Raw genomic sequence first — 25,579 nt, 5'->3', positions numbered from 1 at the left:
CGTAAAACCGCCAGCCTCGAAGGGCTGGCGGTTTGATAGTACATGGGTGGCTAGCGTTAGCCTTATATATCAAGTCTTATGGGATGACCTGCTGGCTTGCGCTGGTAAAGCCCATCAGTGACAGGTCCAGATCGAGGCGCTGGCCGTCTGGTGCGATGGCGCTGACGGTGGCGCTATTGCCGCTACGCAGTTGCTGAAGCAGGCTCGACTCCAAGGGCAAATCGGCGCGGCACCCTTGTTCCATGCAGAATTGGTAGGGGAAGCCGACCGGCTCGTTGCCATCTACCTGAAGCTGCATGCCGGGTGCCAAGTTCACTCCCAGCGGCAACATGAAGGCCAGTACCGAGGCCTGTGCCTGAGGGGAGTAGGCAACGACAGCACTCATCAGGGGGTCGTTGCTATCCGGGTTATTGATCATCTGGCGCATGATACAGCCACCTTGCTGCTGGCCGCCTTCGGCGGAGCAGCTCACTTCCCAATCCTGGAAGCGTTGCGTCTCGGCGTTCGACGCACCCTGCTGCTGGGCCTGAGCCGTCGAAGCGGCTGCGGCGGCGGCGACAAGCGGCAGTAGAACGGTCATCAACGTACGACGAATCGGCATAGGGTTACTTCTCCTGGCTTCAACCTAACGTTAAAAGGGCAACCCAGAGCGGTCGCCGTGGGGCCTCACATCACTGCGCATTCGAACACAAGGCGGGTCTTGGGTTCCAGTATCGCGCATCGACCATCGACCATTTAGCGTTGAAGGTTTGTCATCATTTTTTGCTAATGCTGACTACGCTGATAGAGCAACACCTTTTTTGGCGCACCGTGGGGATGTTGGGGTAGGCGGTGGTTGCCAGGCAATGGGCCACAGGAGAGTTCTATGAGCATCTTTGACCACGTTCAAGATCGTTTCGCCCGCGTCCAACAAGAAGACATGAGTCTCGAGGAGTACTTAGCGCTGTGTAAGCGCGATCCCAAGAGCTATGCTAGCGCCGCCGAGCGCATGCTCGAGGCCATTGGCGAGCCCGAGGTGATCGATACCGCCAAGGACCCGCGCTTGTCGCGCATCTTCTCCAACAAAGTCATCCGCCGCTACCCAAGCTTCGCCGAGTTTCACGGTATGGAGGAGGCGATCGAGCAGATCGTCGCCTACTTCCGCCACGCCGCCCAGGGCCTTGAAGAGCGCAAACAGATTCTTTATCTGCTTGGCCCTGTCGGCGGTGGTAAATCGTCGCTGGCCGAGCGCTTGAAACTTCTGATGGAGCGCATTCCTTTCTACGCCATCAAGGACTCGCCCGTTTACGAGTCGCCCCTCGGGCTCTTTTCGCCGGAGGAGGATGGCGAGCTATTGGAGCAGGAGTACGGCATTCCCCGGCGCTATCTACGCAGCGTGATGTCGCCCTGGGCGGCCAAACGGCTCAAGGAGTATGGCGGCGATATTTCCCGCTTTCGCGTCGTACGTCTCTACCCCTCGCGGCTCAACCAGATCGCCATCTCCAAAACCGAGCCGGGCGATGAAAACAACCAAGACATCTCCTCGCTGGTGGGCAAGGTCGATATTCGCCAGCTCGAGCTCTACTCGCAAAACGACCCAGACGCCTATAGCTTCTCCGGCGGACTCTGCCGCGCCAACCAGGGCTTGATGGAGTTCGTCGAGATGTTCAAGGCGCCGATCAAGGTGCTGCATCCGCTGTTGACCGCGACGCAAGAGGGTAACTACAACCCCACCGAAGGCATGGGTGCCATTCCCTTCGACGGCGTGATTCTGGCCCACTCCAACGAGAGCGAGTGGCAGGCGTTTCGCAACAATCGTAACAACGAGGCGTTTCTCGATCGCGTCTACATCGTCAAGGTGCCGTACTGCCTGCGCGTCTCCGAAGAGATCAAGATCTACCAGAAACTGCTGGAGGAGTCGTCGCTCAACGCGGCCCCCTGCGCGCCGGACACCCTACGCATGCTGGCGCAGTTTTCGGCGCTTTCACGCCTCAAGGTGCCGGAGAACTCGAGTATCTACTCCAAGATGCGCGTCTATGACGGAGAAAATCTCAAAGACACCGATCCGCGCGCCAAGTCGATTCAGGAGTACCGTGACAACGCGGGGGTAGACGAGGGGATGCAGGGACTCTCCACCCGCTTTGCCTTCAAGATTCTTTCCAAAGTGTTCAACTTCGATAGCACCGAAGTGGCGGCCAACCCCGTGCATCTGCTGTATGTGCTCGAGCAGGCGCTGGAGCGCGAACAGCTTCCTGCCGAGGTGTTCGATCGCTATCTTGGCTTCATCAAGGAGTACCTCGCCCCACGCTACGTCGACTTCATTGGCAAGGAGATTCAGACCGCCTACCTCGAATCCTACAGCGAGTATGGCCAGAACATCTTCGACCGCTACGTCACCTATGCCGACTTCTGGATTCAGGATCAGGAGTATCGCGATCCTGAGACCGGCGAGCTCTTGAATCGGCAGTCGCTCAACGAGGAGCTGGAGAAGATCGAAAAACCGGCGGGCATCTCCAATCCCAAGGATTTCCGCCACGAGGTGGTCAACTTCGTGCTACGCGCGCGCGCCCAGAACAACGGCATGAACCCGAGCTGGCAGTCCTATGAAAAGCTCAAAGGGGTGATCGAACACAAGATGTTCGCCAACACCGAAGAGCTCTTGCCGGTCATCTCGTTCAACGCCAAGGCGTCGAAGTCGGATCAGAAAAAGCACGAGGACTTCGTCGCTCGGATGGTCGATCGCGGCTATACCGAGAAGCAGGTGCGTCTGCTCTCCGAGTGGTACCTGCGCGTGCGCAAGTCGCAGTAGGGTAAGTGACTGCAGAGCAACTCGCAGCAGAGCAGGTTGGCTTGGCCAGGTAGCCAAGCCAACTGACCGAGGCCGAGCCGATCGGCCTTTTCGGATCAAGGAGGTCGCATGACCTACTTTATCGATCGACGTCCGAATGCCAAGCATAAAAGCGCTGTCAATCGGCAGCGCTTTCTCGAACGTTACCGTAAACACATCAAGCGCTCCGTCGAGGAGGCGGTCAACCGCCGCTCGATCACCGACATGGAGCGCGGCGAGAAGATCTCCATCCCTACCAAGGACATTTCCGAGCCGGTCTTTCAGCACGGCCCCGGTGGGGCGCGTCAGGTGGTGTCGCCCGGCAACCGCGAGTATTTGGCGGGCGATCGCATTCGTCGCCCACCGGGGCAGGGCGGTGGGGGCGAAGGCGCGGGCGAGGGGGGCGCCTCCAACCAGGGGGAAGGAGCGGATGAGTTCGCCTTTACCCTAAGCCGTGAGGAGTTTCTCGAGTTCGTTTTCGACGGCCTAGCGCTGCCGCATTTGCAGCGCAAGCCGCTGAAGTCGCTTGAAGAGATCAAGATGGTGCGCGCAGGGCTTGCGCGCGACGGCGTGCCCTCGCGCATCAGCATCGGCCGTTCGATGCGCGAAGCCTACGCTCGGCGCATCGCCATGCGCGCGCCGATCAAGCGCGCACTGCGCGAAGCCCTCGACGCATTGGAGGCGGAAGAGCGCAAGGACCCGGTGCTGCGCAACCCTGCGCGCATCAACGAGCTCAAAGAGGAGATCGCGCGACTGGAAAAGCGCATCGAGGCGATCCCCTTCATCGATACCTACGACCTGCGCTACCACCAGTTAAGTGCCCAGCCCCAGCCCTCGAGCCAGGCGGTAATGTTCTGCGTAATGGACGTGTCGGGGTCGATGACCCAAAACCACAAGGACATCGCCAAGCGTTTCTTTCTGCTGCTCTACCTCTTTTTAGAGCGCCACTACGAGAAGGTCGAGCTGGTCTTCGTGCGCCACCATACGGCCGCGCGCGAGGTCAGCGAGGAGGAGTTCTTCTACTCGCGTGAAACCGGCGGTACCATCGTCTCCAGTGCGCTGTCGCTGGTCAACGGCATCATCGAAAAGCGCTATCCGTCCGCGCAGTGGAATCTCTACGTTGCCCAGGCCTCGGACGGCGACAACTGGGACGACGACTCCACTACCTGCCGCGACCTGCTGGTCAAGAAGTTGATGCCCCATCTGCAGTACTTCGCCTACGTGGAGATCACGCCCCATGAGCATCAGTCGCTCTGGCACGAGTACGCGACGGTGGCCGATGCTTTCGCCGAGCGGTTCGCCATGCGCCAAATCGTCGAGGCCGGTGACATCTACCCGGTGTTTCGCGATCTCTTCAAGCGTCGTTTGAGCACGCCCTAGCGGCGCCGGAGGTGAATCATGACGTTACGCTCGACTCCCATTGCCACGGGCTCGGACTGGAACTTCGAGACGCTTGCACGTTTCGATGAGGCGCTGGCGCGTTTGGCCGACGAGTACCGCCTAGATACCTACCCCAACCAGATCGAGGTGATCACCACCGAGCAGATGATGGATGCCTACGCCAGCGTAGGTATGCCGGTGGGCTACCATCACTGGTCGTTCGGTAAGCAGTTTCTCGCCGTTGAACAAGCCTACCGGCGTGGCCAGATGGGCCTGGCTTACGAGCTTGTGATCAACTCCAACCCCTGCATCGCCTACCTCATGGAGGAGAATACCCTGATGATGCAGGTGTTGGTCATGGCGCACGCCTGCTATGGCCATAACTCGTTTTTCAAAGGTAACTACCTGTTTCGCACCTGGACGGATGCCGAATCGATCGTCGATTACCTGGTGTTCGCGCGAAAGTACATCGCTCAGTGCGAAGAGCGCCATGGTACCCAGGCGGTCGAGCAACTACTGGATGCGTGCCATGCGCTGCAAAACTACGGTGTGGATCGCTACAAGCGCCCCTCGCCGATCTCGGCCGACGAGGAGGCGCGCCGCCAGGAAGAGCGCGAGGCGTATCTCCAGGCCCAGGTCAACATGCTCTGGCGCACCATCCCCGAGCCGCTCGCGGGAGCGAACCCGCTGCCTGGCAGCCTGCACAGTGACGACGACCCCCTGGGACTACACAGCGGCGGACGCTACCCCGCCGAGCCGCAGGAGAATTTGCTCTACTTCATCGAGAAGAACGCGCCGCTACTGGCACCCTGGCAGCGCGAGATCGTACGCATCGTGCGCAAGCTTGCGCAGTACTTCTACCCTCAGCGCCAGACCCAGGTAATGAACGAAGGCTGGGCGTGCTTCTGGCACTACACGCTGATGAACCGGCTCTATGACGATGGCTTGGTCGACGAGGGGCTGATCCTCGAATTTCTTCAGTCTCATGCGGCGGTCATCAACCAGCCCGCCTTCGATAGCCCCCACTTTAGTGGCATCAACCCCTACGCGCTGGGCTTTGCCATCTTCACCGACATCAAGCGCATCTGCACCGACCCTACCGCTGCGGATCGCGAGTGGTTTCCCGATATCGCCGGCACGCCTTGGCGGGAGACGCTCGAGTTCGCCATGCGCAATTTCAAGGATGAATCCTTCATTCAGCAGTTTCTTTCGCCCAAGGTCATGCGTGATCTCAAGCTCTTCTTGATCGTGGACGATGATCAGCAGGAGAGCATAGAAGTGGCGGCGATTCACGACGAGCGGGGCTATCGCCGGGTGCGCGAAGCGCTGTCGCAGCAGTATGCGCTGGCCAGCCGCGAGCCCAACATTCAGGTCGTGGAAGCGGCCATTCGCGGCGACCGCTCGCTGACGCTGCACCACGTGCAGCAGGGGCGTCGCCCGCTGGCGCGCACGGTCTATCCGGTGATACGCCACCTACAGCAGCTATGGGGCTTCCCCGTGCACTTGCTGTCGCTCGAAGAGGAGCGCGTAGTGCGTCGCTATCAGTGGCCGTTAGACGCGGCCCCAAGCGACGAGCGGCCGACGAGCTGAGTAAGCTATGGCTTGTTTACGCTCTGGCCGTCCAGGACTGGCACCAACCGCCTGGCGCGACGCTGTTTTCCGGGAACAGCTGACAGCCTTCGTTGGCATCTTTATAGAACAGGCAGTTATCGCAGCGCTCGCCTTGGTTGAAGGCGGGATGGTCACTGGCCTCAGCGGCGCTTTCTACATAGTTGAGCGCCTGGGCGTTGGGCGCGCTAGGCTCCAGGCGTGGCAGCGTCTGGGCAAAAGCTCGAGACGAAAGCACGCCGATGCCGAGCGGAAGGCTGGCAATTCCCAGTGCGCTATAGCGCAAAAAGGTGCGACGCCGTTGGTCGGCCATGGAATCTCCTTGTTGATACGAGGGGAAGTGCGTCACGGCAAAACGGGGTGGTGGGCCACCTCTAGGTCGTGCGTATGCGAAGCCATGCTAGCCGATCCCCTCGGGGGGCGCTATTGGCTGCACGGCGTCGCGACATTTGACCACGCCGCCAGCACGCCCTGATATACTCATGGCGACTTGGATCGTCGTTAGGCGCGCTGCGTTCGACGGTCCCAACGCATTTTTTTGCCGGGAGGCTTCATGCAGAACGCCGTTATCCTCATCAACACCGAAAAGGGTCAGGTCAAATCGGTCGCCGAGCGTCTGGCGGACGTCGAGGGCATCAGCGAAGTGTTCTCAACCTGCGGTCGCTACGACCTGGTCGCCATCGCCCGCACGCGCGATTTCGAAGGCCTGGCCGAGCTTGTCACCGAGCGCTTGAACGCCGTCGAGGGCATCAGCGACACCGAAACCCTCAACGCCCTCCAAGTGCATTCACGCCACGACCTGGAAACCATGTTCTCGCTCGGTTGGGAATCTTGATAGACGCTCTTCGCCGCGTATGACCTGGGGACGGTGAGCGCGGTCGCAACGTAAAACTATCAAAATGCAAAATAGGGGAAGGGCGGTTGGCAAGGGTAACGTCACGGTGGCGCCGACAAGGGCGGCGGTTGGGGATCTCGTTGTTGTTCGTCGTCGTGGCGACGGGGCTTTGGGAGTTTCAGGAGCGGCAGTACCGCGACGCCTATGTGTGGATGGGCGTGCCCACCTGGGAGCAGCTTTATCCCACGACCTTCCATCGGGTGCTGCGTAACGACGGCTTCTTGGTGGGCTGGTCGGACGTGCGCGTCAATCCGCTCTGGGTTAGCTATCAGCTCGAGCCAGTGCCCGAGGATACTCGGATTGGCCCGCGGCCCAACTTTCAATCCGACTGGCGCACGCTCTGGCCGATCACGCCGGATAGCTACCTGGGAAGCGGCTTTGATCGCGGTCATATGGCACCCAACTACGCCATTGCCGCCGTCCATGGGCGCCGCGCTCAGCTCGATACCTTTCAAATGAGCAACATGACACCACAGCGGCCCAACCTGAACCGTCAGCTGTGGCAGCGCTTGGAACAGGCGGTGATGGATGATTTCGCACCGCGTTTTGGTCATCTTCAAGTGATCACCGGGCCCATCTTTCCCGAGCACTTCATGGATAACGTCTTCAATCGCGTAGGCTTCGTCGAGGTGCCCGAAGCTTTTTTCAAGATCATCGTTGCCCCCCACGAAGAGGCGCCCTTAGCGATTGCCTTCATCATGCCCCAGGACGTGCGCGGCAACGAGCCATTGGCCGATTACCTCGTCAGCATCGACGAAATCGAAGCGCGTACCGGGCTCAACTTCTTCCCCAACTTGAGCGATGAGCAGGCGGCGGTGCTGGAGGGCGAAGTGCGCACTCAGGGCTGGGCGCTGGAGGCGGTATCGAAACGCCCCGGACGTTTTCAGTAACGCTTAGTCCGCGCCTAACGCTCAGTTCGCACGCCCCAGCACCCACTGATAGAACGCCTTCATTGGCTCGGTTAGGTGGCGATGCTGAGGCGTGAACAACGAGAGCCGCCCGCGGCTGGGCAGCGTTAGCGGCAGCGCCTGAACCAAGTTACCTTGCTCGAACTCGGCCTCGAGCAGGCGCATCCAGCCAAGCGTGACCCCTTGGCCCGCGAGCGTGGCGTTCATCAATAGCTGAAAGCTGTTGGCGCGTAGCGCGTGGTGGGGTGGGTGCCAGGCAAGCCCTTGGTCACGAAACCAGATCTCCCACGTCAGCCAGTCGTGGTAGTGATCCTCCACCACCATCAACGTATGCTCGGTCAATAGCGCTTCGGGCGTAATGGGGCGGCCGTGGCGTTCGAGGTAAGCAGGGCTGCAGACGGCGCCAACGGTTTCCTGCGCGAAGATGGGTTCGGCGTCAAGATCCGGCGGGTCGACTTCGCCGGGAACGTGGTAGTAGATGCCCAGATCGAACTCCGCAAGATCGAGACGGTGCGGGTCTTCGACAGTGAGGATACGAATTTCGAGGTGCGGATGCGCCCGCTGAAAGGCGGGCAGTTGGCGCGCGAGCCAAATGGAGGCGATGGTGGGGCTCGATGCGAGCGTTAGCTGACGGTCGTCGCTGCGGCGTCTTAGGCGCGCGGTTTCATCGGCCAAATCGCGCAGCAGGCGCTGAACGACGCGAAAGTAGCGCTCACCGGTCGGGGTGAGGCGCATCCCCTCGGGGTGGCGCTCGAACAGCAAACGCCCAAGATCGTGCTCCAGGCGCTTTATCTGACGGCTCACGGCGCTTTGCGACAGGTTCAGCTCGCTGCCAGCCTGAGTGAAGCTGCAGTAGCGCGCTGCCGCCTCGAAGGCGCGCAGGCAGGAGAGCGGCGGTAAGGCGTCACGCATGGGCGCGGGTCTCGATCCCGAGGAACAAGCGCCCAGCATATCACTGCCGGGCAGCAGCTGCCCGGCCGTCATGTCACACCGCCGTGCGGGGGATCTCGCGTTCCCAGCGCTTGTGGCTCACGGTGTCATCGCTGTCAGCTTCGTAGGCCAGCTGCTCCGCGCTGAGGTAGAACGTCTGCTCGTCGCAGTGCAGGTGGTAGCGACTCACCACGCGTACTGAAAACGCGCCCTCGTCGCCTTCACGGCGGGCACGGTACACCCACTCGATGTCGGCACGGGTGCGCGAGGCGTCATCGGGATGGCTGGTGTACACCTCCTTGGCGTACTGCTCCACTTGCAGACCGTGGTCGAGGAATTGAACGTCGCCCATGTCGTCTTCGACGATCACGCTCACCTCGCCGCTGCCCACGTCCTCGCTCAGGGTGCGTTTGGGGTGGCCGCTGCGCTGCGTCTTCACGCGGCACGGTGTAGCACTCTCTGGCGTCTCGAACGGCATCGGCACGTAGGCGGCCTTGGCGTGAGGAAGCTCGAGCGTGGGAGCGCCCGCCTTGAGGGTCAAATCGGCGCGGCGCTTGGGCGACCATACCAGCGGGAAGCTGGCGCTTGAGAGCGCCACACGCAGGCGGTGGCCCTTCGGCAGCCGGTAGCCGATAAGATCCATCTCAAGGCGCACGTCGAACGCTTCACCCGGCACTGGCGGCGTGATGGTGCTAGGGTCGTCGCGCAGGTTGAGGTTGAGCGTGCCATAGGTGATCAGAGCGCTCTCGCCGTTGGGCGCGACATCGCACAGGCGCGCATGAAGCTGACCGCAGGCTTCGGCGCTGGAGAGGCGCAGCGTCAGCGTTGGCTGGCCGAGAATGTCGATGCCTTCAGCGTACGGCGCCGAGTCGAAGGTCAGCGACAGCGCGTCGTCTCGGCGCTGATCGGGCGGGAAGTCGGCGCCGAACCAAAGCGGGATGTACTCTCCCTGGTGAGCGCCGGTGGTCAGCGGCGAGGCGATCAGCTTGTCCTCGCTAAGCGGCGTCGTGGTACCCAGGCCTGCGTCACCCAAAAGCAGCGTGAGCGGCTCGACCTCATCGTGCGGGGCGGGCCAGCTTTGTGTGTGCACCCACTGGCCAGGACGTTCGAGGTACTTGGGCGCAGGCGGAACGCCGTCCTGGAGGTAAAACGTGCAGGCGGGTTCGTCCATGACGCCGGTTTCCACACCCTTGAGCCAGTAGTCCCACCAGCGCAGCGCCTCCTGCAAAAAGCCGATCGCCGGGTCGGGTAGGGCAAAGTGCGGGTACTTGTGCATCCACGGGCCGAGCAGGGCTTTTTTGGGGCACGTCAAATGCTCCATCATGCGCGGAATCGAGTTGGTGTAGGAGTCGCCCCAGCCGCTGATCATATACACCGCCGCCTCGATGTCGGCGTAATTCTCGCAGATCGAGCCATGCTGCCAGTAGGCGTCGCGATGCTGATGGGTGATCCATTTGTCGGCCAGCAGCGGCATCTCGTCCAAGCGCTTGAGCCACATGTCGCGCCAACGCCCGCCGACCAGCGCAGGGTCGGGAGGAGCCGCCGAAAAGCTCAGCATGGTGGCCGCCCAGCCCAGGTTCTCCAGTAGCATGTTACCGCCTTTGAAGTGAACGTCGTCGGCGTAGCGATCATCCGTCGAGCAGAGCGTGATGATGGCTTTGAGCGGTTCTGGGCGTAGGGCGGCGAGCTGCAGGCCGTTGAAGCCGCCCCAGGAGATGCCCATCATCCCGAGATTGCCATTGCACCAGGGCTGGCGAGCGATCCAGTCGATCACTTCCAGGGCGTCGGCCTGCTCTTGTGGCGCGTACTCGTCCTCCATCAAGCCGTCGGATTCACCGTTGCCGCGCATGTCGACCCGGATGCAGGCGTAGCCGTGCCCGGCAAAGTAGGGGTGGGTCAGCTCGTCGCGCACCGCGGTGCCGTCGCGCTTGCGGTAAGGCAGGTATTCGAGAATGGCGGGAACCGGGTTGTCCTCGGCATCGACGGGCAGCCAGACCCGAGCGGCCAGGCGCGTGCCATCCGCCAACGGAATCCAGAGATTCTCTATTTCGCGGGTGCGATGGGGGAAATCCTGTTTGATCTTCATGACAGTCGCTTATTGCCGGTGGAGGTAGACGAAGAGGGGGTAGATGATGATGCGGAGGGCGCCTCAAGACGCTCGGGATGCTTGAGCCATGCCCAAAGCGAGCCCGTGGCCAAGAGCACGATGACCAAGGCCGGTAAGCCGCCCAGATTGGAGAGCATCTTGACCCCGTCGAGCCCGACGAAGCTGACCATGACCCAAGCGACGATGCCGACGATGACGCCCCAGATCACTTTCATGGTGAGGCCCGCGTTGAGGTCGGAGTCGGCCGTTAGTCCACGCGTACAAAGGTTGCCAATAGCGTCGGTTTGAGAGTCGGCGGCGGTGACGTAGGAGATGTAGGCGATGAACAGCAGCACCGGAATCCAGAGTCCCGAGAGCGGCAGTTCGCCGAACAGCGCATAGAGGACGTTTTCCACACCGCGCTCGTTGAGCGTGGCATACAGATCGACCCCGGTGTGGGCCTGATAGTAAAGCGCCGTGCCGGAAAAGATCACGATCCAGATGCTGGCGAAAAGCGCGGGGTAGAGGAGGTTGACGCGCAGGAAGGCGCGCACGCTATAGCCACGCGAGATCTTGCCCAGAAACAGCGCTGCCATGGGGGCCCACGAAAACCACACGGCCCAGTAGAAGATCGACCACCACTGCGGCCACTGGTCTTCGCCAGCGGCACCGGTGAACAGGCTTTTGGTGAAAAAGCCATCGAGGAAAACGCCAAACGACTCGACGCCAAGCGCCAGGCTGAAGATCGTCGGTCCGGCGACGAAGGCGAAAATGCCCAGTATCAACAGCAGTATGGCGTTGAGTGACGAAAAGCGAGCGATGCCCTTTTGTAGGCCGCTAGCGGCCGAAATGACGAAGGTGGTGACGATGATGGCAACGATGATGCCCAGTCGCAAAGGGGAGGTCTCACCGCCGATGTACTGATTGACGCCACCTGCAAGCGTTAGCGCGCCGGTGCCGAGCGAAGAGGCCATGCCCGCCACCAGCGCATAGAGTGAGACCGCGTCGATCAGTCCGGCAAAGCGCTTGATACCTGAGCCGAACAGCGGTTCCAGCATGCTCGAGATCGAAAAACGTAGGCGCAGGTTGTAGAACGCCAGGGCGAAAATTAGCGCCGGTACGGCATAGATGGCGTAGGGCGTGAAGGTCCAGTGCAAAAACATGGTGGACATGGCAAATACCATGGCCTCGCTCGATCCCGCCTCTAGGCCGCTGGATTTTGGTGGGCTCATGAAGTGATAGAGCGGCTCGGCGGTAGTCCAGAACAGCACGCCAACGGCGAGTGTGGTGCACAGCGTAATGGCGAACCAGCGCAGCGGTGATAGCAGCGGTGTGGCATCTTTGCCACCAATACGAATGTGCCCGAGCGGCGAGAAGTAGACGATGACGGCCAATACCAGAAGGTAAAGGCTTCCCAGGCTAAATAGCCAAGAGAAATGCGTTAGGATCGTCTGATTGAGCGCTGTTGCAGCGGCGAGAAAGGCATCCAAATCGACGTAGCTTGCCACCACGGCGGCAAGCAGTACGAGAAACGTGGGCCAAAAGACCAGTGGTCGAAGCGATGTCCGCATTCGATCGTCCTCCCTTTATCGTTATGTGTCGTTATATCTGGGGCGCGCTATAAGATCGCGTCGCGCCATGCATTTTCATCATGGCCCTACAACCTAACGCTTTAGCACGCCTGAGTTGAAACGACGAGTACGAATGGGGGTATGCGCTAAACGCATGCGCCTAGCTATTCAGGCCCTGGCTTTCACTGGGCTGGCCAGTACAGAGCATGGAGAGAGGGGCGGGCTAGCAGACGGCGTCAGGCGGGCGGTGCGCATGCTTTTGACGCATTGGCGCAGACGCTATGGCGCAGGCCCTAGACAGGACTCGCGGAAATGAAAAATAGCTAACGCCAATAGCGCCAAAAAGGCGATATCGAAAAATGCGTGGGAAAGGCTTACAAAGAGAGTGTTGCAAGAAGAAGGGAGGCAACATGATGCGGACGGGACCATCGAGTGGTGCCCAGGAGAGGACTTGAACCTCCACGTCCATACGGACACTAGCACCTGAAGCTAGCGCGTCTACCAATTCCGCCACCTGGGCGCATCATGCATTCTTTCTTTCACGTACCGCTATCGTCTGTATTCGTATGGTGCCCAGGAGAGGACTTGAACCTCCACGTCCATACGGACACTAGCACCTGAAGCTAGCGCGTCTACCAATTCCGCCACCTGGGCGAATACACACGAATCACTTGCGTTCGGCACCATCGTCGTCAATCAGCATTGAGCGGTCGTCGATGGTGCCCAGAAGAGGACTTGAACCTCCACGTCCATACGGACACTAGCACCTGAAGCTAGCGCGTCTACCAATTCCGCCATCTGGGCAAGTGGCGCATATATTACTGGCGCCGTTGGAAAATGCAAGCGTTTTTGCCAGCGGCGTTGGCCGTTTGAGCGACGAAAAGCCGCTTGGATGGTTGGGTCGCGGCGAAGGCGGCGCTATACTGCGAGCATGAACAAACAACCCCTTAGTTTTTCCAGCCTTTATATGGCTGACGTTTCCTGCCCGCGACGCTTCGCGTCAGCGCAAGTTCACTGCCTCCCGCAAACGCCTTCAAGGATGCCGATAGCATGAAGTACTGGACGTTGAAAGATGATCCCCATGCCGAGCGTGAGGCGGGTAAGTACGATAACCCAGCGCCCAGCCGCGAATACCTGTTAGGCGCGCTGGAAGCCTATGGCAAACCCATTACCCACGAAAACATGAGTCGCATGCTCGGGCTCGAAGACGAAGATCACCACGAAGCCGTGCGTCGCCGCTTGGCGGCCATGGAACGCGACGGCCAGGTGCTGCGCGACCGCCGTGGCGCCTACGCGTTAGTCAACAAGCTTGATCTGATCAAGGGCAAAGTGCTGGGCCATCGTGATGGTTTCGGCTTCGTGCTGCGCGATGACGGCAAAAAGCCCGACTTGGTTCTACCCGCGCGCCAAATGCGTCGCGTCTTTCATGGCGATCACGTTTTGGTGCGGGTCAGCGGTACTGACCGCCGCGGCCGCGACGAGGCGACCATCGTCGAGGTGATTGGGCGCAACACCGAAACTATCGTCGGCGTTTACCGTAGCAATACGCCCGAGTTCGGCATTCTGATTCCCGAGAATCCGCGCATCACCCAGGAGATCATCATTCCGCATAGCGCCTGCGCAGGCGCCAAGGATGGTCAAGTGGTTTCCGCGCGAATCACTCAGCAGCCCGCCACACGCGTGCAGCCGGTGGGTGAAGTGGTCGAGGTGCTGGGCGAGCGCATGGACCCCGGTATGGAGATCGACATTGCCATCCGCAGCTACGACATTCCCGCCGAGTTCCCGCCCGAGGTGCTCGATCAGATTGCGGGTATGTCGGCCGAGGTGAAAGAGGCCGACAAGCAGCATCGGGTCGATCTGCGCGACATGCCGCTGGTGACCATCGACGATGAAACCGCCAAGGACTTCGACGACGCCGTCTGCGCCTGGAAGACCAAGTCCGGTAGCTGGAAGCTGGTCGTCGCGATTGCCGACGTTTCCCACTACGTGCGCCTGGGCTCGGCGCTCGATGATGAGGCGCGCACGCGCGGCAACTCGGTCTACTTCCCCGGCCAAGTCGTGCCCATGCTGCCGGAGCTGCTCTCCAACGGGCTCTGTTCGCTGAACCCGCACGTCGATCGCTTGGTGATGGTCTGCGAGATGAACATCTCCAAGACCGGCGCCATCAGCCGTTACCGCTTCTACGAGGCGGTGATGAACTCGCATGCGCGGCTGACCTACAACAAGGTCGCGGCGATGCTCGACGAGCAGAGCGAAGAGGGCGAAGCGCTGCGCCGTGAGCACAGCGCCTTGGTCAAGCCGCTCAAAGAGCTTCACGAGCTCTACAAGCTGCTGCGCCAGGCGCGTGAAGAGCGCGGAGCGATCGATTTCGACACCACCGAAACCGCCATCGTTTTCAACGACGAGCGTAAGATCGAGAAGATCGTGCCGCGCAGCCGTAACGATGCGCACAAGCTGATCGAGGAGTGCATGCTGGCCGCCAACGTGGCGACGGCACGCTTTCTCGACAAGCACGATTTGCCCGCCCTCTACCGTATTCACGAAAAGCCCTCCGCCGAGCGCCTGGATAAGCTGCGGCTGTTCCTCAATGAGCTTGGGCTCTCCGTGGGCGGCGGTGATTCACCCACGCCGCAGGACTATCAGGTGCTGCGCGAGGCTATCATCGACCGTCCGGATGCCGACATCATCCAAACGGTGATGCTGCGCTCGATGAACCAAGCGGTCTACTCGCCGCAGAATGAGGGTCACTTCGGCTTGGCCTACCCGGCCTACGCGCACTTTACTTCGCCCATTCGCCGCTATCCCGACCTGCTGGTGCACCGCGCCATTCGCTCGGTGATTCGTGGCCCGCGCCAAACCAATACCGTGCTGCGGGTAGAGGGCGGACCCGTCGAGGCGCCGAGCAAATGGTGCCCGTACACCTTCGAGCAGATGGTCGAGCTGGGTGAGCACTGCTCGATGACCGAGCGCCGCGCCGACGACGCCACCCGCGACGTCGAAAGCTGGCTCAAGTGCGAGTTCATGTCCGACAAGCTGGGCGAGACGTTCGATGGTTCCATCGCCTCGGTCACCCAGTTCGGGCTCTTCGTGCGCCTCGATGAGTTCTTCGTCGAGGGGCTCGTGCACGTAACGTCGCTGCCCTCTGACTACTACTATTACGAAGCTGAAAAGCATCGCCTCAAGGGTGAGCGTACCGGGACCACCTATCGTTTGGGCGACGGTCTCAGCGTGCAGGTGGCGCGGGTCGATATGGACGAGCGTAAGATCGACTTCCATCTCGCTGACGACAAGCCGCGCCCGCGCCGCCAGCCGCGCAAGCGCCCCTCGGAGAGCCAAGGCGCCAGCAGCGCGGGTCACGCTCCAAGCGTTGAGGGTAAGAGGGCGGACGGCAAGGGCGGTAGCGAGCACAAGGGGCCGCGCCGTGGGCCACGGCGTACTCGTCGGGGGTCGCGCAAGCCGGGCAATAAAGGATGAGCATGAAATCGACCTCATCGCGGCGTAACGCGCCGCGCACGCCCGAAGGGCTCGACCAAGTATATGGCGTGCATGCGCTGCAGAGCCTGCTTGACCGCGGTGAGACGCCGCGCGAGCTGTGGGTGCAGGCGGGCGTCGAAAAGCGCTTGGGCGAGCTGTTGGGTAAGGCCGCCGAAGGTGGGGCGCGAATCAAGGAGCAGCCCCGCGATATTTTGGATCAACTGACTCAGGGGGCGACGCATCAGGGTGTCGTGGCGTTCTGCGCGCCGCTGACGCCAGAAGGCGAGGAGTCCCTGTGGCTCAAGCTGCGCGCCTGGAAGGGGGAGCGGGCACCGCTGTTTTTAGTTCTCGATGGCGTCACCGACGTGCACAATTTCGGCGCCTGCCTGCGCAGCGCCGATGCCGCCGGTGCCCACGGCGTCATCGTCGCCAAAGACAAAGCCGCCCCGCTCAACGCGACCGTGCGCAAGGTAGCCTGTGGGGCGGCCGAGGTGGTGCCGGTATATCAGGTCACCAACCTCGCGCGCACGCTAGCCAAGCTCAAGGAGAAGGGCGTTTGGGTGACCGGCACCGCCGGAGAAGCCAGTGCCAGCCTGTATCAAATCGATCTCACCGGTCCCGTGGCGTTGGTCATGGGGGCCGAAGGCAAGGGCATGCGGCGGTTGACCCGTGAGGCTTGCGATCATCTTGCCAAGCTGCCCATGGCGGGGCAGGTGTCGAGCCTGAATGTTTCGGTGGCGGCGGGTATCTGTCTCTTCGAAGCGGTGCGCCAGCGACAGCTTGCAAGTTGATCTTCCCCCCTCTAGAATACTTGCGCCCATTTGCCTGGCAGATGGGCGCAAGTAGTGAACATTCGTTCAACTCGATGTCAGACGCTCTCGCGCACCGCGCGGGCAGTGAAGGGCATTCCAGTTAACTCCTTGCTTCCTCGCCAGTTGTGACAACACGCGCTGGCCGAAGGAAGCTGCCAAACCGCAAGGAGATCCCATGCGTCATTATGAAATCGTGTTCATGGTCCACCCGGATCAGAGCGAGCAGGTGCCGGCAATGGTCGAGCGCTACACCAGCATCGTGACTGAGAATGGCGGTACCGTGCATCGTCTGGAAGATTGGGGCCGTCGTCACCTGGCTTACCCGATCAACAAGATCCACAAAGCCCATTACGTGCTGATGAACGTTGAGTGCACCGGCGAGACGCTCGAAGAGATCGAGAACATCTTCCGCTTCAACGACGCCATCATTCGTAGCCTGGTGGTTCGCGCCAAAGAAGCGGTCACCGAAGCGTCTCCGATGATGAAGCCGACAGAAGAGAAGCGTCAGCGTCGCGAAGAAAAGCCGCGCACTGAAGCCGAATCTGCCTGATCCTCACACCGCACGTATTAAGGAGCTACTCCATGGCACGTTTTTTCCGTCGCCGTAAGTTCTGCCGCTTCACTGCCGAAGGCGTCAAGCAGATCGACTACAAAGATCTCGACACGCTGAAGGCTTACATCACCGAAACCGGCAAGATCGTTCCTAGCCGTATTACCGGTACCAAGGCTCGCTACCAGCGTCAGCTGGCGACAGCCGTCAAGCGCGCTCGCTACCTGGCGCTTCTGCCCTACACCGATAGCCACCAGTAAGCCGATAACGTGATGCTGGCCCTGGCTCGATGGCTAATGCGCGGCATGCCCTATGCGGCAGCCGGTGCGGCGTTGGCCAACGTTGTCTGGCTGTTTTGGCTGGGTGCGGCCATTGCTGCTCTGGTCACCCTGCGCAAGGGCTTTGCGCCTGCGCTACCTGTGTTCGTCGCTGCTGCCGTGCCTGCGGGCTGGTGGTGGGTACAAGGCGACGCCATTCCCTTGGCGAGCCTTTTGCTGACGACGCTGATGGCCGTGGTGCTGCGCGCCCGAGTGCGCTGGAGCGAAACGCTGCTCGTGGCCATGTTGGCGACCGCTGCCATGGTGCAGTTGGGGCTTTTCAACCTGCTGGTTGACCCGAACGTGCTCATCGAGCAGATGCGCCAAAGCTCGGCCGAGGTCGACGGTATGCTGACCAGTCTGACCGAGCTCGGCTACGATCCGGCGGCGCTGGCGGTGATGATCGTGGGTGGGGTAACGGGGCTTATGGTGTTGCTCAGCTCCACGCTAAGCCTAGCGTTGGCGCGGGGATGGCAGGCCGGGCTCTACAACCCCGGTGGCTTTCGCGAAGAGTTTCACGCCTTTCGCTTCACGCCTAGAGAGCTTTTGGTTCTCGTCGTGTTGAACGTAGTGGGGCTGTTACTCGGGGCGCAGTCGCTGGCAATGATCGGCTGGGTACCGCTGCTGGTGGCAGGCATTGCATTGGTACATGGTTATATTGGTTTGAAGGGAATGAGCGGGCTGTGGCTGGTGGCGTTCTACGCCTTACTGGTCACGACCTGGCCCACGATTCTCATTGTGCTGCTGTTGGGGTTCGTCGACACTTTCGCGAACATTCGCGCGCGCCTCTCCCGCAGCAATTGACACGAGGTTTACGAGATGGAAGTCATTCTGCTCGACAAAATTGGCAAGCTGGGCGGCCTGGGTGACAAGGTCACCGTCAAGCCCGGTTACGGTCGTAACTACCTGGTTCCTTACGGCTTCGCCGTACCGGCAACCAAGGACAACATCGAAGCGTTCGAAGCGCAGCGTGCCGAGCTCGAAGCTCAGGCAGCCGAGCGTAAGGCGGAAGCTGAAGCGCGCGCTGAGCAGCTCAACGACATCGAGCTCTCTCTGGTCTCCAAGGCCGGCGACGAAGGCAAGTTGTTCGGTTCTATCGGTCCGCGCGACCTGGCCGACGCGATCTCTTCTGCCGGTATCGACGTCGCCAAGAGCGAAGTTCGCATGCCGAACGGTCCGATCCGTCAGACCGGCGAATACGACATCGAGCTGCATCTGCACGCCGAAGTCGACGCTACGGTACGCGTTGTCGTGGTTGCTGAATAAGCCAGTAATCGCTCTACGCTGAAAGGGCGTGGGAAATAGGGCGCGGGAAATCTCCCGCGCCCTTTTTTTGCCTGCGTTTTCCCGTCCGGGCGGCTGGTCTCCCTTCGCCGCCGGAGCTAACATATCTCACCGCGTTATTGGGCACTGTCATTAGACACTGTCATTAGGCATCGTCGTATCGTTTAGGGTCGAAGGAGTTTGTCATGCAGGATCTACAGGAGCCGCCTGCGCCCGATCGGGAAACCGCCGCGCTGAAGCTTCCGCCGCACTCGCTCGAAGCCGAGCAGTCGGTGCTGGGCGGGCTCATGCTGGATAACCAAGCGTGGGATAGCGTTTCCGAACGTCTGGTGGCCGACGACTTCTATCGCTACGAACATCGTTTGCTGTTCAACGTCATGATCCACTTGGCCGAATCGGCACAGCCACTGGACGTGGTGACGCTCTCCGAGGCACTGGAGGCGCGCGACCAGCTCGATACGGTCGGTGGGCTCGCTTTTCTGGCCGAGCTTGCGCGCAACACGCCCTCGGCCAGCAATATTCGCGCCTACGCCGACATCGTTCGCGAGCGCGCGACGCTACGCAAGCTGATCCGTGCGGCTAACCAGATCGCCGAGGGGGCGTTCGCTCCGCAAGGCCGTCCGGCTGACGAGCTGCTCAACGAAGCCGAGCGGCTGGTGTTCCAGATCGCCGAGGAGCGACCCAAGACCGGTGGTCCCATCGGGATGAGCGATCTACTTACCAAGGCGGTCGATCGTATCGATGAGCTGTTCAACCTCAAAGGCGAAATGACCGGCCTTTCGAGCGGGTTTCGCGATCTCGACGAGATGACCTCGGGCCTGCAGCCCTCTGATTTGGTGATCATCGCCGGGCGCCCTTCCATGGGTAAGACCACCTTCGCCATGAACCTGGTCGAGCATGCGGTCATTTCGAGCGACAAGCCGGTCATGGTGTTCTCCATGGAGATGCCCGCCGAATCGCTAATGCTCAGGATGCTCTCGTCGCTTGGGCGCATCGACCAAACGCGGGTGCGTAGCGGTCAGCTCGAAGACGAGGATTGGCCGCGCCTGACCTCGGCGGTGAACCTGCTCAAGGACAAGCAACTGTTCATCGACGATACCGCCGCGCTTTCGCCCAACGAGATGCGCTCGCGCATACGCCGCGTGGTGCGTGAACACGGCAATATGGCGCTGGTGATGATCGACTACCTTCAGCTGATGCAGATTCCTGGTTTCAACGAGAACCGTACCGGGGAGATCTCGGAAATTTCGCGTTCGCTAAAAGGGATCGCCAAAGAGTTCGGCTGCCCGGTGGTGGCGCTTTCGCAGCTCAACCGCTCGCTGGAGCAGCGCCCCAACAAGCGCCCGGTAATGTCGGACTTGCGCGAATCGGGCGCCATCGAGCAGGATGCCGACGTCATCGCTTTCGTCTACCGCGACGAGGTCTACAACAGCGACAACCCTGACAACAAAGGGCTTGCCGAGCTGATCATCGGTAAGCAGCGTAATGGCCCCATCGGCACGGTGCACATGGCGTTCATCGGTAAGTACACGCGTTTCGAGGACCTTGCGCCTGATAGCTACGGCGAGGCCTTTGGCGAATAATCGCCGCCGTCGCTTGAGAGTCCTGAGCGAGGCCGTATAATGCCGAGCCTTTCACAGGTAAACCGGTATCGGTAGAGGAGTAGCGCACATGGCAGGTGGTTTTCGTCGCGGCAACCGTCAACGTACCCCTAAGCTCGAGGCGCGCGGCGCGCTCGAGTCGCTCGAGCGCGAAGGCCCTTTCAAGGAGTGGCTGGGTATGCCTGACCTGTACCGCTACCATCTGGTGGTCGAGGGTGAGGCCTATAGTTATCAGACCGAAGATGCCGAAGTGCCGGTCAGCGTGGGCGATCGCGTGGTCTTTCGCTATAAAGAGACCAAGGCGGGTAAATGGATCGATCGCAACTCCCTGGGTAAGGCGATAGATCCTTCTGAATACCAATAATTTCGTAGCGGAATCGGCTAAATATAGCGGCTAAGCAAGGAACTCTCTTGCATTGTGAGCGTCATAGGGCTGCAATGATCTGGACACAGGAGTGTCACGGACCTTTGCCATGCTAGGTTTGGAATCGACTATCACAAACAGGAGGGAACCATGGAACTGAAGGAGTTGAAGCAGTTCGTCGCCAGTCATGAAAACTTCGAGATTCGCGTGATCACGCTCTCGGGCAGCCGCTGCTACCAGCTAGAGCTAGAGGACGTAGAAGGCGAGCGCCATATGCTCACCCAACGCAACAAGCCGATGCTGTTTCGCTCATTGGACGATGTCTATCTCGAACTCAAACGTGCGGGCATTCATCGCGCCTACCTTGTGCAGCACGTGCCCCACGACGAAGTGATTGGCCGCGACGCCCACTATAGTGAACCGCTGACATCGCGCATGCCGCTGGTGTTTTGATATAGCGGCGTGGGCGCTCTCCTTTCGGCGCCACCCGTTAGAGAAGCACAGTCGCTAGAAAAAACGCAGCCGCTAGAAAATAGTGGTAGAAAAACGCAGTAGCAACCCAGTGGTAGAAGTAACTTAAGATCGATACGCTAAGTAAGATACTTTCCGGCAGGCAGGTCGTAAGTCAACCCGCCGCCGGCCCCGCAGACATTTCCCTCGTAACGCCCCTTACTAGCTCCTCCTCACATAAGCCTGCGCTGAATGCCTTTGTTCGGTATTTGTGCTTTGTCCGCAACTTATACAAATGGCATCGATAGTATAAGTTCATGCGGCCATTCCATCTAAAAGTGGTAGCATGGAGGCGAAATACTGGCTGCTTTTCATCCGAGCGCCGCTTGCCGTCCGCATTACTTACGTTAGAGCTATTTGTGTTAGCTCTATTAAGGAGCCCTCATGACCGCTACGTCTACCGCTACGCCTGTTCGCGCCCCATCGTCCTCGGCGCCAAGCGATCATCCGCCCATCGCTCGCGGTAAGGTAGGGGTGGTGCTGGCCAACTTGGGGACACCCGATGCTACCGATTACTGGTCGATGCGCCGCTATCTGAGTGAGTTTCTCTCCGATCAGCGCGTGGTCGACTACCCGCGCTGGAAGTGGCAGCCGCTGTTACAGCTGATCATTTTGACCCGGCGTCCGTTCTCTTCGGGTAAGGCGTATAAGAGCATTTGGAATCAGGAGAAGAACGAAAGCCCACTGCTCACCATCACCCGGGCACAGACCGAAAAATTCGCCCGCGCCATGAAAGCGCGCCATGGCGATACCGTTGAGGTCGACTTTTGCATGCGTTATGGCAACCCATCGACGCGCAGCGTGCTTAATCGCCTGCAGCAGAAAGGCTGCAAGCGAATCGTTTTCTTTCCGCTCTACCCCCAGTATGGCTCGCCCACTACGGCCACGGCCAACGATGAGGCGTTTCGCGCCTTGATGAAAATGAAATGGCAGCCTGCGCTGCGTACCGTTCCTGCTTATTTCGAGCATTCGGCTTATCAGCAGGCATTGGCAAGCTCCATCGAAGAGGCCTATGCAAGCTTCGATGAGCGCCCGACCAAGCTTGTGATGAGCTATCACGGCGTACCCGAGCGCTATCTGCTTGAAGGCGATCCCTATCACTGCCAGTGCCAGAAGACCACGCGACTTTTGCGCGAACGGCTGGGGTTCGATGAGGCCGAGGTCGATACCGCGTTTCAGTCGCAGTTCGGTCCGGAAAAGTGGGTGGGGCCACAAACGGTCGAGCATGTTGCCGCCTTGGCGCGCCAGGGACATCGGCATATCGCCATCGCGTCACCGGCGTTTGCCGCCGACTGCGTCGAGACACTTGAAGAGATCCAAGAAGAGATTCGCGATAGCTTCATCGCCGCGGGTGGCGAAACGTTCAGCTACATTCCCTGCCTCAACGATCGTGACGATCATATCCAGGCGCTGGTAGCGATTGCCGGTGACGAATTGGCCGGATGGCTTACGCCTAATGAAGACACGTCATTCAGGGAATAGCACCGTTTGCGTTTAATTGACTGGCTGGTCAGCGGGGATTGCCTACTATAAGGTCTAACCTTTAGGGATTACTGTGAAAACATGGCGTTGCCTAGCTTTCAACGGTGTTTGGCCGTTTGGAGGGCATGCCGATTAGGCGCCATTCAGGAGATTTAGCCCGATGCAATTCGCCGTACTGATGGGGTTCGTGCTGGCCGCCGCGTCGCCGCTTCTGCACCGCTGGTTCGCCGATCGCACCAGTTTGGTGTTGGCACTGTTTCCAGCGCTGCTAGCCGCGTGGCTCTTTTCCCAGGCGCCGCTAGTGGTGGAGCAGGGGACGCTACTTTTCGAGTGGGCATGGGTGCCATCGCTAGGCATCAGCCTAAGTTTTCTGCTCGATGGCCTATCGCTGCTGTTCGCGCTCTTGATTACGGTCATTGGCACCTGTGTGCTGGTGTATGCCGGAAGTTATCTCAAGGGGCATTCGGGGCTTGTGCGCTTTCATATTGCCCTGATCGCTTTCATGGTCTCGATGCTGGGGCTGGTGATGGCCGATGGCCTGCTGACGCTATTCATCTTCTGGGAGCTGACCAGCGTTACCTCGTACCTGCTGATCGGCTTCAATCATAACGATATCGAGGCGCGTAAATCGGCGCGCCAAGGGCTATTCGTCACCTTTGGTGGCGGTCTGGCACTAATGGCGGGACTGACGCTCCTGGGCGTGGCGAGCGGCAGCTGGTCGCTGGCCGAGATTCGCGCCATGGAGGGTGATCTGCGCGAGCATGCACTCTATACGCCAATGCTGCTCTGCCTGCTGCTAGGCGCCTTCACCAAGTCGGCGCAGTTCCCGTTTCACTTCTGGCTCCCCAACGCCATGGCGGCCCCCACGCCGGTCTCGGCCTATCTACACTCGGCGACCATGGTCAAGGCGGGCATCTATCTACTGGCACGCCTGCACTCGGAGCTTGGCGGTACGCCGCTGTGGGTGGGGCTGCTCTCGGTGGTCGGCGCCTTTACCATGCTGACGGGCGCTTTTTTGGCGATCCAGCACACTAACATCAAAAAGCTTCTCGCCTACTCGACCATCATGGCGCTCGGCACCCTGACCATGCTGTTGGGCGTGGGCAGCGAGTATGCGCTGACGGCCTTCGTTACCTTCTTACTCGCACACTCGCTCTACAAAGGGGCGCTGTTCATGGTGGCGGGAATTCTGGATCACGAGACCGGTACCAAGGATGTCACCGCCATGGGCGGGTTGAGGCCGCTGATGCCGGTTACCGCCGTGATCGCCATGGTGGCAGCACTGTCGCTTGCCGGGGTGCCCCCGCTGTTCGGCTTCATTGGCAAGGAGCTGATGCTCGAAGCGGTGACCGGCGCCGAACGCTTTTCGCTATTGATGACGCTGTTCGCATTTGTCGCTGCGTGCTTGACCATCGCCGTTGCAGCCATCATCGCCCTGCGTCCCTTCTTTGGTAAGCGCCACCAAACGCCGCGCGTGCCTCACGAGGCGCCGCTGGGCATGTTGGTTGGCCCGGCGCTGTTGGCCGTGAGTTCGCTTGCGCTGGGCATCGTACCTGCCGTGCTGGGTGGTAATGCGCTTCTGAGCGCGGCGGCGGGGGCCGTGGGTAGTGCGCCGGTCGAGGTGACGCTATCGCTTTGGTATGGCATCAACGTGCCGCTGATCATGTCGCTGGTGAGCTTGGGCGTGGGGTATTGGCTTTTTACCCGCTGGGATGGCCTACGGGCGCGTTTGGCCGTGCTGGCGCCGGTGATGCGCCGGGGGCCGGAGGCGGGCTACGAAGCCGGGCTCAATGCCATCGTGCGCTTCGCCGAATGGCAAACACGCGTGCTGCAAAACGGCTACATGCGTAACTACATCATGGTGATGCTGCTGATCTTGGTCGCGCTCATCGGCAACTCTATTTTGGTGCGCCACTCGCCGATTTTGGCCTTCGAGTTCGACGTGCGCTTCCACGAGGCGATGGTGGTCGGCACCATGGCGATGGGCGCTCTGTTCGCTACCATCGCGCGTTCGCGTCTGGGCGCGGTGGTATCGGTCGGCATCATGGGCTTCTCCATCGCGCTGACCTTCATTCTTTTCAGCGCGCCGGATCTGGGTATTACTCAGCTCTTGGTCGAGACGCTGACCGTCATCTTGCTGGTGTTGGTGCTGTTTCGTCTGCCGCGCTTTTCGAGCCTCTCGACCGGGCTCGAGCGCGTGCGCGACGGCGCCGTCGCCGCCTCGGTGGGTACGCTCATGTGCTTGCTCATCTTGACTGGCTGGAGCATCGAGCAGTTCGAGCCGATCTCGACCTATATGGTGGAGAACAGCGCGCCACTGGCCCATGGACGCAATATCGTCAACGTCATTTTGGTCGACTACCGCGCGCTGGATACGCTGGGCGAGATGTTCGTGTTGGCGTTGGCAGCGGTTGGGGTCATTGCCATGCTCAAGCTACGTCACGCGGGGAGTGAAAAGGGCGCGGACAAGCAGAGCGGCGACAAGTCGGGCGGAGATAAGCAGGGCGGTGCGCGCAAGACTATCGATCAAGAGGGGATTACCCAGGAGGCGCGCCATGGTTAAGTCCGGCACGATCATTCTCAATACCGCTGCGCGCTTTCTCATGCCGCTGCAACTGCTGTTTTCGGTGTTCTTACTGCTGCGCGGCCACGATGAGCCAGGCGGTGGCTTTATTGCCGGGCTGGTGGCGGCAGGTGGATTTACGCTCTATCTCTTCGCTTTTGGGGTAAGCGCCACTAAAGAGGTGCTGCGTATGGTCGACCCGCGCGATCTGATCGGGTTAGGGCTGCTATTGGGAATGATCTCGGTGGTGCCCGCCTGGTTCATGGGTCAGCCCTTTTTGACCGCGCAGTGGTGGACGATTCCCGGCATCGAGTTCAAGGCCTCGACGCCGCTGATCTTCGATATTGGCGTTTATCTTGCCGTACTCGGTTCGGTCATGGGGATGGTGATGTGGCTGATGGAGGTGGACAAGGATGAGCCCTGAACGACAGTTACTGG

22 protein-coding genes and 3 tRNA genes are annotated in these 25,579 nt (G+C 60.4%); 17 read left to right on the top strand and 8 right to left on the bottom strand.

Annotation, left to right across the window (positions count from 1 at the left end; genetic code table 11):
• Positions 1 to 76 precede the first annotated feature (76 nt).
• Positions 77 to 601, bottom strand: a complete 525-nt coding sequence (locus LLY24_RS09325; protein ID WP_259036023.1) for an invasion associated locus B family protein — start codon at positions 599 to 601, stop codon at positions 77 to 79.
• Between the two features lie 264 nt (positions 602 to 865).
• On the opposite strand from LLY24_RS09325, the gene LLY24_RS09320 reads away from it, so the two are divergent.
• The 3 genes from LLY24_RS09320 to LLY24_RS09310 all read left to right on the top strand — a co-directional run bounded on the left by LLY24_RS09320 (position 866) and on the right by LLY24_RS09310 (position 5,776).
• Entirely contained in the window at positions 866 to 2,788 is a 1,923-nt protein-coding gene (locus LLY24_RS09320; RefSeq protein ID WP_259036022.1) for a PrkA family serine protein kinase, read from the top strand.
• Between the two features lie 108 nt (positions 2,789 to 2,896).
• Complete coding sequence (locus LLY24_RS09315) at positions 2,897 to 4,186, top strand: YeaH/YhbH family protein (protein ID WP_259036021.1); 1,290 nt, start codon at positions 2,897 to 2,899, stop codon at positions 4,184 to 4,186.
• Between the two features lie 18 nt (positions 4,187 to 4,204).
• Positions 4,205 to 5,776, top strand: a complete 1,572-nt coding sequence (locus LLY24_RS09310) for a SpoVR family protein (RefSeq protein ID WP_259036020.1) — start codon at positions 4,205 to 4,207, stop codon at positions 5,774 to 5,776.
• Positions 5,777 to 5,792: 16 nt separating this feature from the next.
• Here LLY24_RS09310 and LLY24_RS09305 read toward each other — a convergent pair whose 3' ends face one another.
• The gene (locus LLY24_RS09305; protein WP_259036019.1) at positions 5,793 to 6,107 is read right to left on the bottom strand and encodes a high-potential iron-sulfur protein; all 315 of its coding nucleotides are present in this window, start codon (positions 6,105 to 6,107) and stop codon (positions 5,793 to 5,795) included.
• 240 nt (positions 6,108 to 6,347) lie between these two features.
• Between LLY24_RS09305 and LLY24_RS09300 the strand changes: the two genes are divergently transcribed.
• Both LLY24_RS09300 and LLY24_RS09295 read left to right on the top strand, forming a co-directional pair.
• Entirely contained in the window at positions 6,348 to 6,629 is a 282-nt protein-coding gene (locus LLY24_RS09300) for an Lrp/AsnC family transcriptional regulator (RefSeq protein ID WP_259036018.1), read from the top strand.
• A gap of 86 nt (positions 6,630 to 6,715) precedes the next feature.
• Complete coding sequence (locus tag LLY24_RS09295) at positions 6,716 to 7,579, top strand: DNA/RNA non-specific endonuclease (RefSeq protein WP_259036017.1); 864 nt, start codon at positions 6,716 to 6,718, stop codon at positions 7,577 to 7,579.
• A gap of 21 nt (positions 7,580 to 7,600) precedes the next feature.
• Here LLY24_RS09295 and LLY24_RS09290 read toward each other — a convergent pair whose 3' ends face one another.
• The 6 genes from LLY24_RS09290 to LLY24_RS09265 all read right to left on the bottom strand — a co-directional run bounded on the left by LLY24_RS09290 (position 7,601) and on the right by LLY24_RS09265 (position 12,988).
• Positions 7,601 to 8,581, bottom strand: a complete 981-nt coding sequence (locus tag LLY24_RS09290) for a LysR substrate-binding domain-containing protein (RefSeq protein ID WP_259036016.1) — start codon at positions 8,579 to 8,581, stop codon at positions 7,601 to 7,603.
• 1 nt (position 8,582) lies between these two features.
• The gene (locus LLY24_RS09285) at positions 8,583 to 10,613 is read right to left on the bottom strand and encodes a CocE/NonD family hydrolase (protein WP_259036015.1); all 2,031 of its coding nucleotides are present in this window, start codon (positions 10,611 to 10,613) and stop codon (positions 8,583 to 8,585) included.
• On the bottom strand, positions 10,610 to 12,184 hold the full coding sequence (locus LLY24_RS09280; protein WP_259036014.1) for a BCCT family transporter: 1,575 nt from the start codon (positions 12,182 to 12,184) through the stop codon (positions 10,610 to 10,612). The genes LLY24_RS09285 and LLY24_RS09280 overlap by 4 nt, the downstream gene beginning before the upstream one ends.
• A 433-nt stretch (positions 12,185 to 12,617) precedes the next feature.
• Positions 12,618 to 12,704: transfer RNA gene (locus tag LLY24_RS09275), tRNA-Leu, on the bottom strand.
• A 47-nt stretch (positions 12,705 to 12,751) separates the two neighbouring features.
• A tRNA-Leu gene (locus tag LLY24_RS09270) sits at positions 12,752 to 12,838 on the bottom strand.
• A gap of 63 nt (positions 12,839 to 12,901) precedes the next feature.
• Positions 12,902 to 12,988 (bottom strand) — tRNA-Leu (locus LLY24_RS09265).
• A 246-nt stretch (positions 12,989 to 13,234) separates the two neighbouring features.
• Here LLY24_RS09265 and rnr point away from each other — a divergent pair.
• The 12 genes from rnr to LLY24_RS09205 all read left to right on the top strand — a co-directional run bounded on the left by rnr (position 13,235) and on the right by LLY24_RS09205 (position 25,565).
• Positions 13,235 to 15,658, top strand: coding sequence for a ribonuclease R (gene rnr / locus LLY24_RS09260; RefSeq protein WP_259036013.1), 2,424 nt, complete (start codon positions 13,235 to 13,237; stop codon positions 15,656 to 15,658).
• Positions 15,659 to 15,660: 2 nt separating this feature from the next.
• Entirely contained in the window at positions 15,661 to 16,449 is a 789-nt protein-coding gene (gene rlmB, locus LLY24_RS09255; RefSeq protein WP_259036012.1) for a 23S rRNA (guanosine(2251)-2'-O)-methyltransferase RlmB, read from the top strand.
• Between the two features lie 196 nt (positions 16,450 to 16,645).
• Positions 16,646 to 17,020, top strand: a complete 375-nt coding sequence (gene rpsF, locus LLY24_RS09250) for a 30S ribosomal protein S6 (protein ID WP_259036011.1) — start codon at positions 16,646 to 16,648, stop codon at positions 17,018 to 17,020.
• Between the two features lie 32 nt (positions 17,021 to 17,052).
• Positions 17,053 to 17,280 (top strand): 30S ribosomal protein S18, encoded by a 228-nt coding sequence (gene rpsR / locus LLY24_RS09245; protein WP_023004506.1) that lies wholly within the window; start codon positions 17,053 to 17,055, stop codon positions 17,278 to 17,280.
• Positions 17,281 to 17,292: 12 nt separating this feature from the next.
• Positions 17,293 to 18,141 (top strand): YybS family protein, encoded by an 849-nt coding sequence (locus LLY24_RS09240; RefSeq protein ID WP_259036010.1) that lies wholly within the window; start codon positions 17,293 to 17,295, stop codon positions 18,139 to 18,141.
• A 15-nt stretch (positions 18,142 to 18,156) separates the two neighbouring features.
• Positions 18,157 to 18,603, top strand: coding sequence for a 50S ribosomal protein L9 (gene rplI / locus LLY24_RS09235; RefSeq protein WP_259036009.1), 447 nt, complete (start codon positions 18,157 to 18,159; stop codon positions 18,601 to 18,603).
• Between the two features lie 203 nt (positions 18,604 to 18,806).
• A complete protein-coding gene (gene dnaB, locus LLY24_RS09230; RefSeq protein WP_259036008.1) occupies positions 18,807 to 20,204 on the top strand; it encodes a replicative DNA helicase in 1,398 nt (465 codons plus the stop codon).
• A gap of 88 nt (positions 20,205 to 20,292) precedes the next feature.
• Positions 20,293 to 20,586: a hypothetical protein gene (locus LLY24_RS09225; RefSeq protein ID WP_259036007.1), complete on the top strand. Its 294-nt coding sequence runs from the start codon at positions 20,293 to 20,295 to the stop codon at positions 20,584 to 20,586.
• Between the two features lie 150 nt (positions 20,587 to 20,736).
• The gene (locus LLY24_RS09220) at positions 20,737 to 21,039 is read left to right on the top strand and encodes a DUF6482 family protein (RefSeq protein WP_259036006.1); all 303 of its coding nucleotides are present in this window, start codon (positions 20,737 to 20,739) and stop codon (positions 21,037 to 21,039) included.
• Between the two features lie 441 nt (positions 21,040 to 21,480).
• Positions 21,481 to 22,578 carry a ferrochelatase gene (hemH, locus tag LLY24_RS09215; RefSeq protein WP_259036005.1) on the top strand — a complete coding sequence of 366 codons (1,098 nt, stop codon included), beginning with the start codon at positions 21,481 to 21,483 and terminating at the stop codon, positions 22,576 to 22,578.
• A 160-nt stretch (positions 22,579 to 22,738) separates the two neighbouring features.
• Complete coding sequence (locus LLY24_RS09210; protein ID WP_259036004.1) at positions 22,739 to 25,141, top strand: putative monovalent cation/H+ antiporter subunit A; 2,403 nt, start codon at positions 22,739 to 22,741, stop codon at positions 25,139 to 25,141.
• Positions 25,134 to 25,565, top strand: coding sequence for a Na+/H+ antiporter subunit B (locus tag LLY24_RS09205; RefSeq protein ID WP_259036003.1), 432 nt, complete (start codon positions 25,134 to 25,136; stop codon positions 25,563 to 25,565). Before LLY24_RS09210 ends, LLY24_RS09205 begins: the two co-directional genes overlap by 8 nt.
• Positions 25,566 to 25,579 lie beyond the last annotated feature (14 nt).

Origin of the sequence: Halomonas dongshanensis, from assembly GCF_024790395.1 — a bacterium.
GTDB classification, from domain to species: domain Bacteria; phylum Pseudomonadota; class Gammaproteobacteria; order Pseudomonadales; family Halomonadaceae; genus Vreelandella; species Vreelandella dongshanensis.
The sequence above is the reverse complement of the archived record's forward strand: the minus strand, read 5'-3'. Positions and strand labels throughout refer to the sequence as shown.

Coding starts and splice junctions, on each gene's coding strand:
- LLY24_RS09285 (WP_259036015.1), bottom strand. CDS start 10,613: ATGAAGATCAAACAGGATTTCCCCCATCGCACCCGCGAAATAGAGAAT.
- hemH (WP_259036005.1), top strand. CDS start 21,481: ATGACCGCTACGTCTACCGCTACGCCTGTTCGCGCCCCATCGTCCTCG.
- rplI (WP_259036009.1), top strand. CDS start 18,157: ATGGAAGTCATTCTGCTCGACAAAATTGGCAAGCTGGGCGGCCTGGGT.
- LLY24_RS09205 (WP_259036003.1), top strand. CDS start 25,134: ATGGTTAAGTCCGGCACGATCATTCTCAATACCGCTGCGCGCTTTCTC.
- LLY24_RS09220 (WP_259036006.1), top strand. CDS start 20,737: ATGGAACTGAAGGAGTTGAAGCAGTTCGTCGCCAGTCATGAAAACTTC.
- rpsF (WP_259036011.1), top strand. CDS start 16,646: ATGCGTCATTATGAAATCGTGTTCATGGTCCACCCGGATCAGAGCGAG.
- LLY24_RS09320 (WP_259036022.1), top strand. CDS start 866: ATGAGCATCTTTGACCACGTTCAAGATCGTTTCGCCCGCGTCCAACAA.
- LLY24_RS09225 (WP_259036007.1), top strand. CDS start 20,293: ATGGCAGGTGGTTTTCGTCGCGGCAACCGTCAACGTACCCCTAAGCTC.
- LLY24_RS09305 (WP_259036019.1), bottom strand. CDS start 6,107: ATGGCCGACCAACGGCGTCGCACCTTTTTGCGCTATAGCGCACTGGGA.
- LLY24_RS09210 (WP_259036004.1), top strand. CDS start 22,739: ATGCAATTCGCCGTACTGATGGGGTTCGTGCTGGCCGCCGCGTCGCCG.
- LLY24_RS09325 (WP_259036023.1), bottom strand. CDS start 601: ATGCCGATTCGTCGTACGTTGATGACCGTTCTACTGCCGCTTGTCGCC.
- LLY24_RS09240 (WP_259036010.1), top strand. CDS start 17,293: ATGCTGGCCCTGGCTCGATGGCTAATGCGCGGCATGCCCTATGCGGCA.
- dnaB (WP_259036008.1), top strand. CDS start 18,807: ATGCAGGATCTACAGGAGCCGCCTGCGCCCGATCGGGAAACCGCCGCG.
- rlmB (WP_259036012.1), top strand. CDS start 15,661: ATGAAATCGACCTCATCGCGGCGTAACGCGCCGCGCACGCCCGAAGGG.
- LLY24_RS09310 (WP_259036020.1), top strand. CDS start 4,205: ATGACGTTACGCTCGACTCCCATTGCCACGGGCTCGGACTGGAACTTC.
- LLY24_RS09315 (WP_259036021.1), top strand. CDS start 2,897: ATGACCTACTTTATCGATCGACGTCCGAATGCCAAGCATAAAAGCGCT.
- LLY24_RS09290 (WP_259036016.1), bottom strand. CDS start 8,581: ATGACGGCCGGGCAGCTGCTGCCCGGCAGTGATATGCTGGGCGCTTGT.
- rnr (WP_259036013.1), top strand. CDS start 13,235: ATGAAGTACTGGACGTTGAAAGATGATCCCCATGCCGAGCGTGAGGCG.
- rpsR (WP_023004506.1), top strand. CDS start 17,053: ATGGCACGTTTTTTCCGTCGCCGTAAGTTCTGCCGCTTCACTGCCGAA.
- LLY24_RS09300 (WP_259036018.1), top strand. CDS start 6,348: ATGCAGAACGCCGTTATCCTCATCAACACCGAAAAGGGTCAGGTCAAA.
- LLY24_RS09280 (WP_259036014.1), bottom strand. CDS start 12,184: ATGCGGACATCGCTTCGACCACTGGTCTTTTGGCCCACGTTTCTCGTA.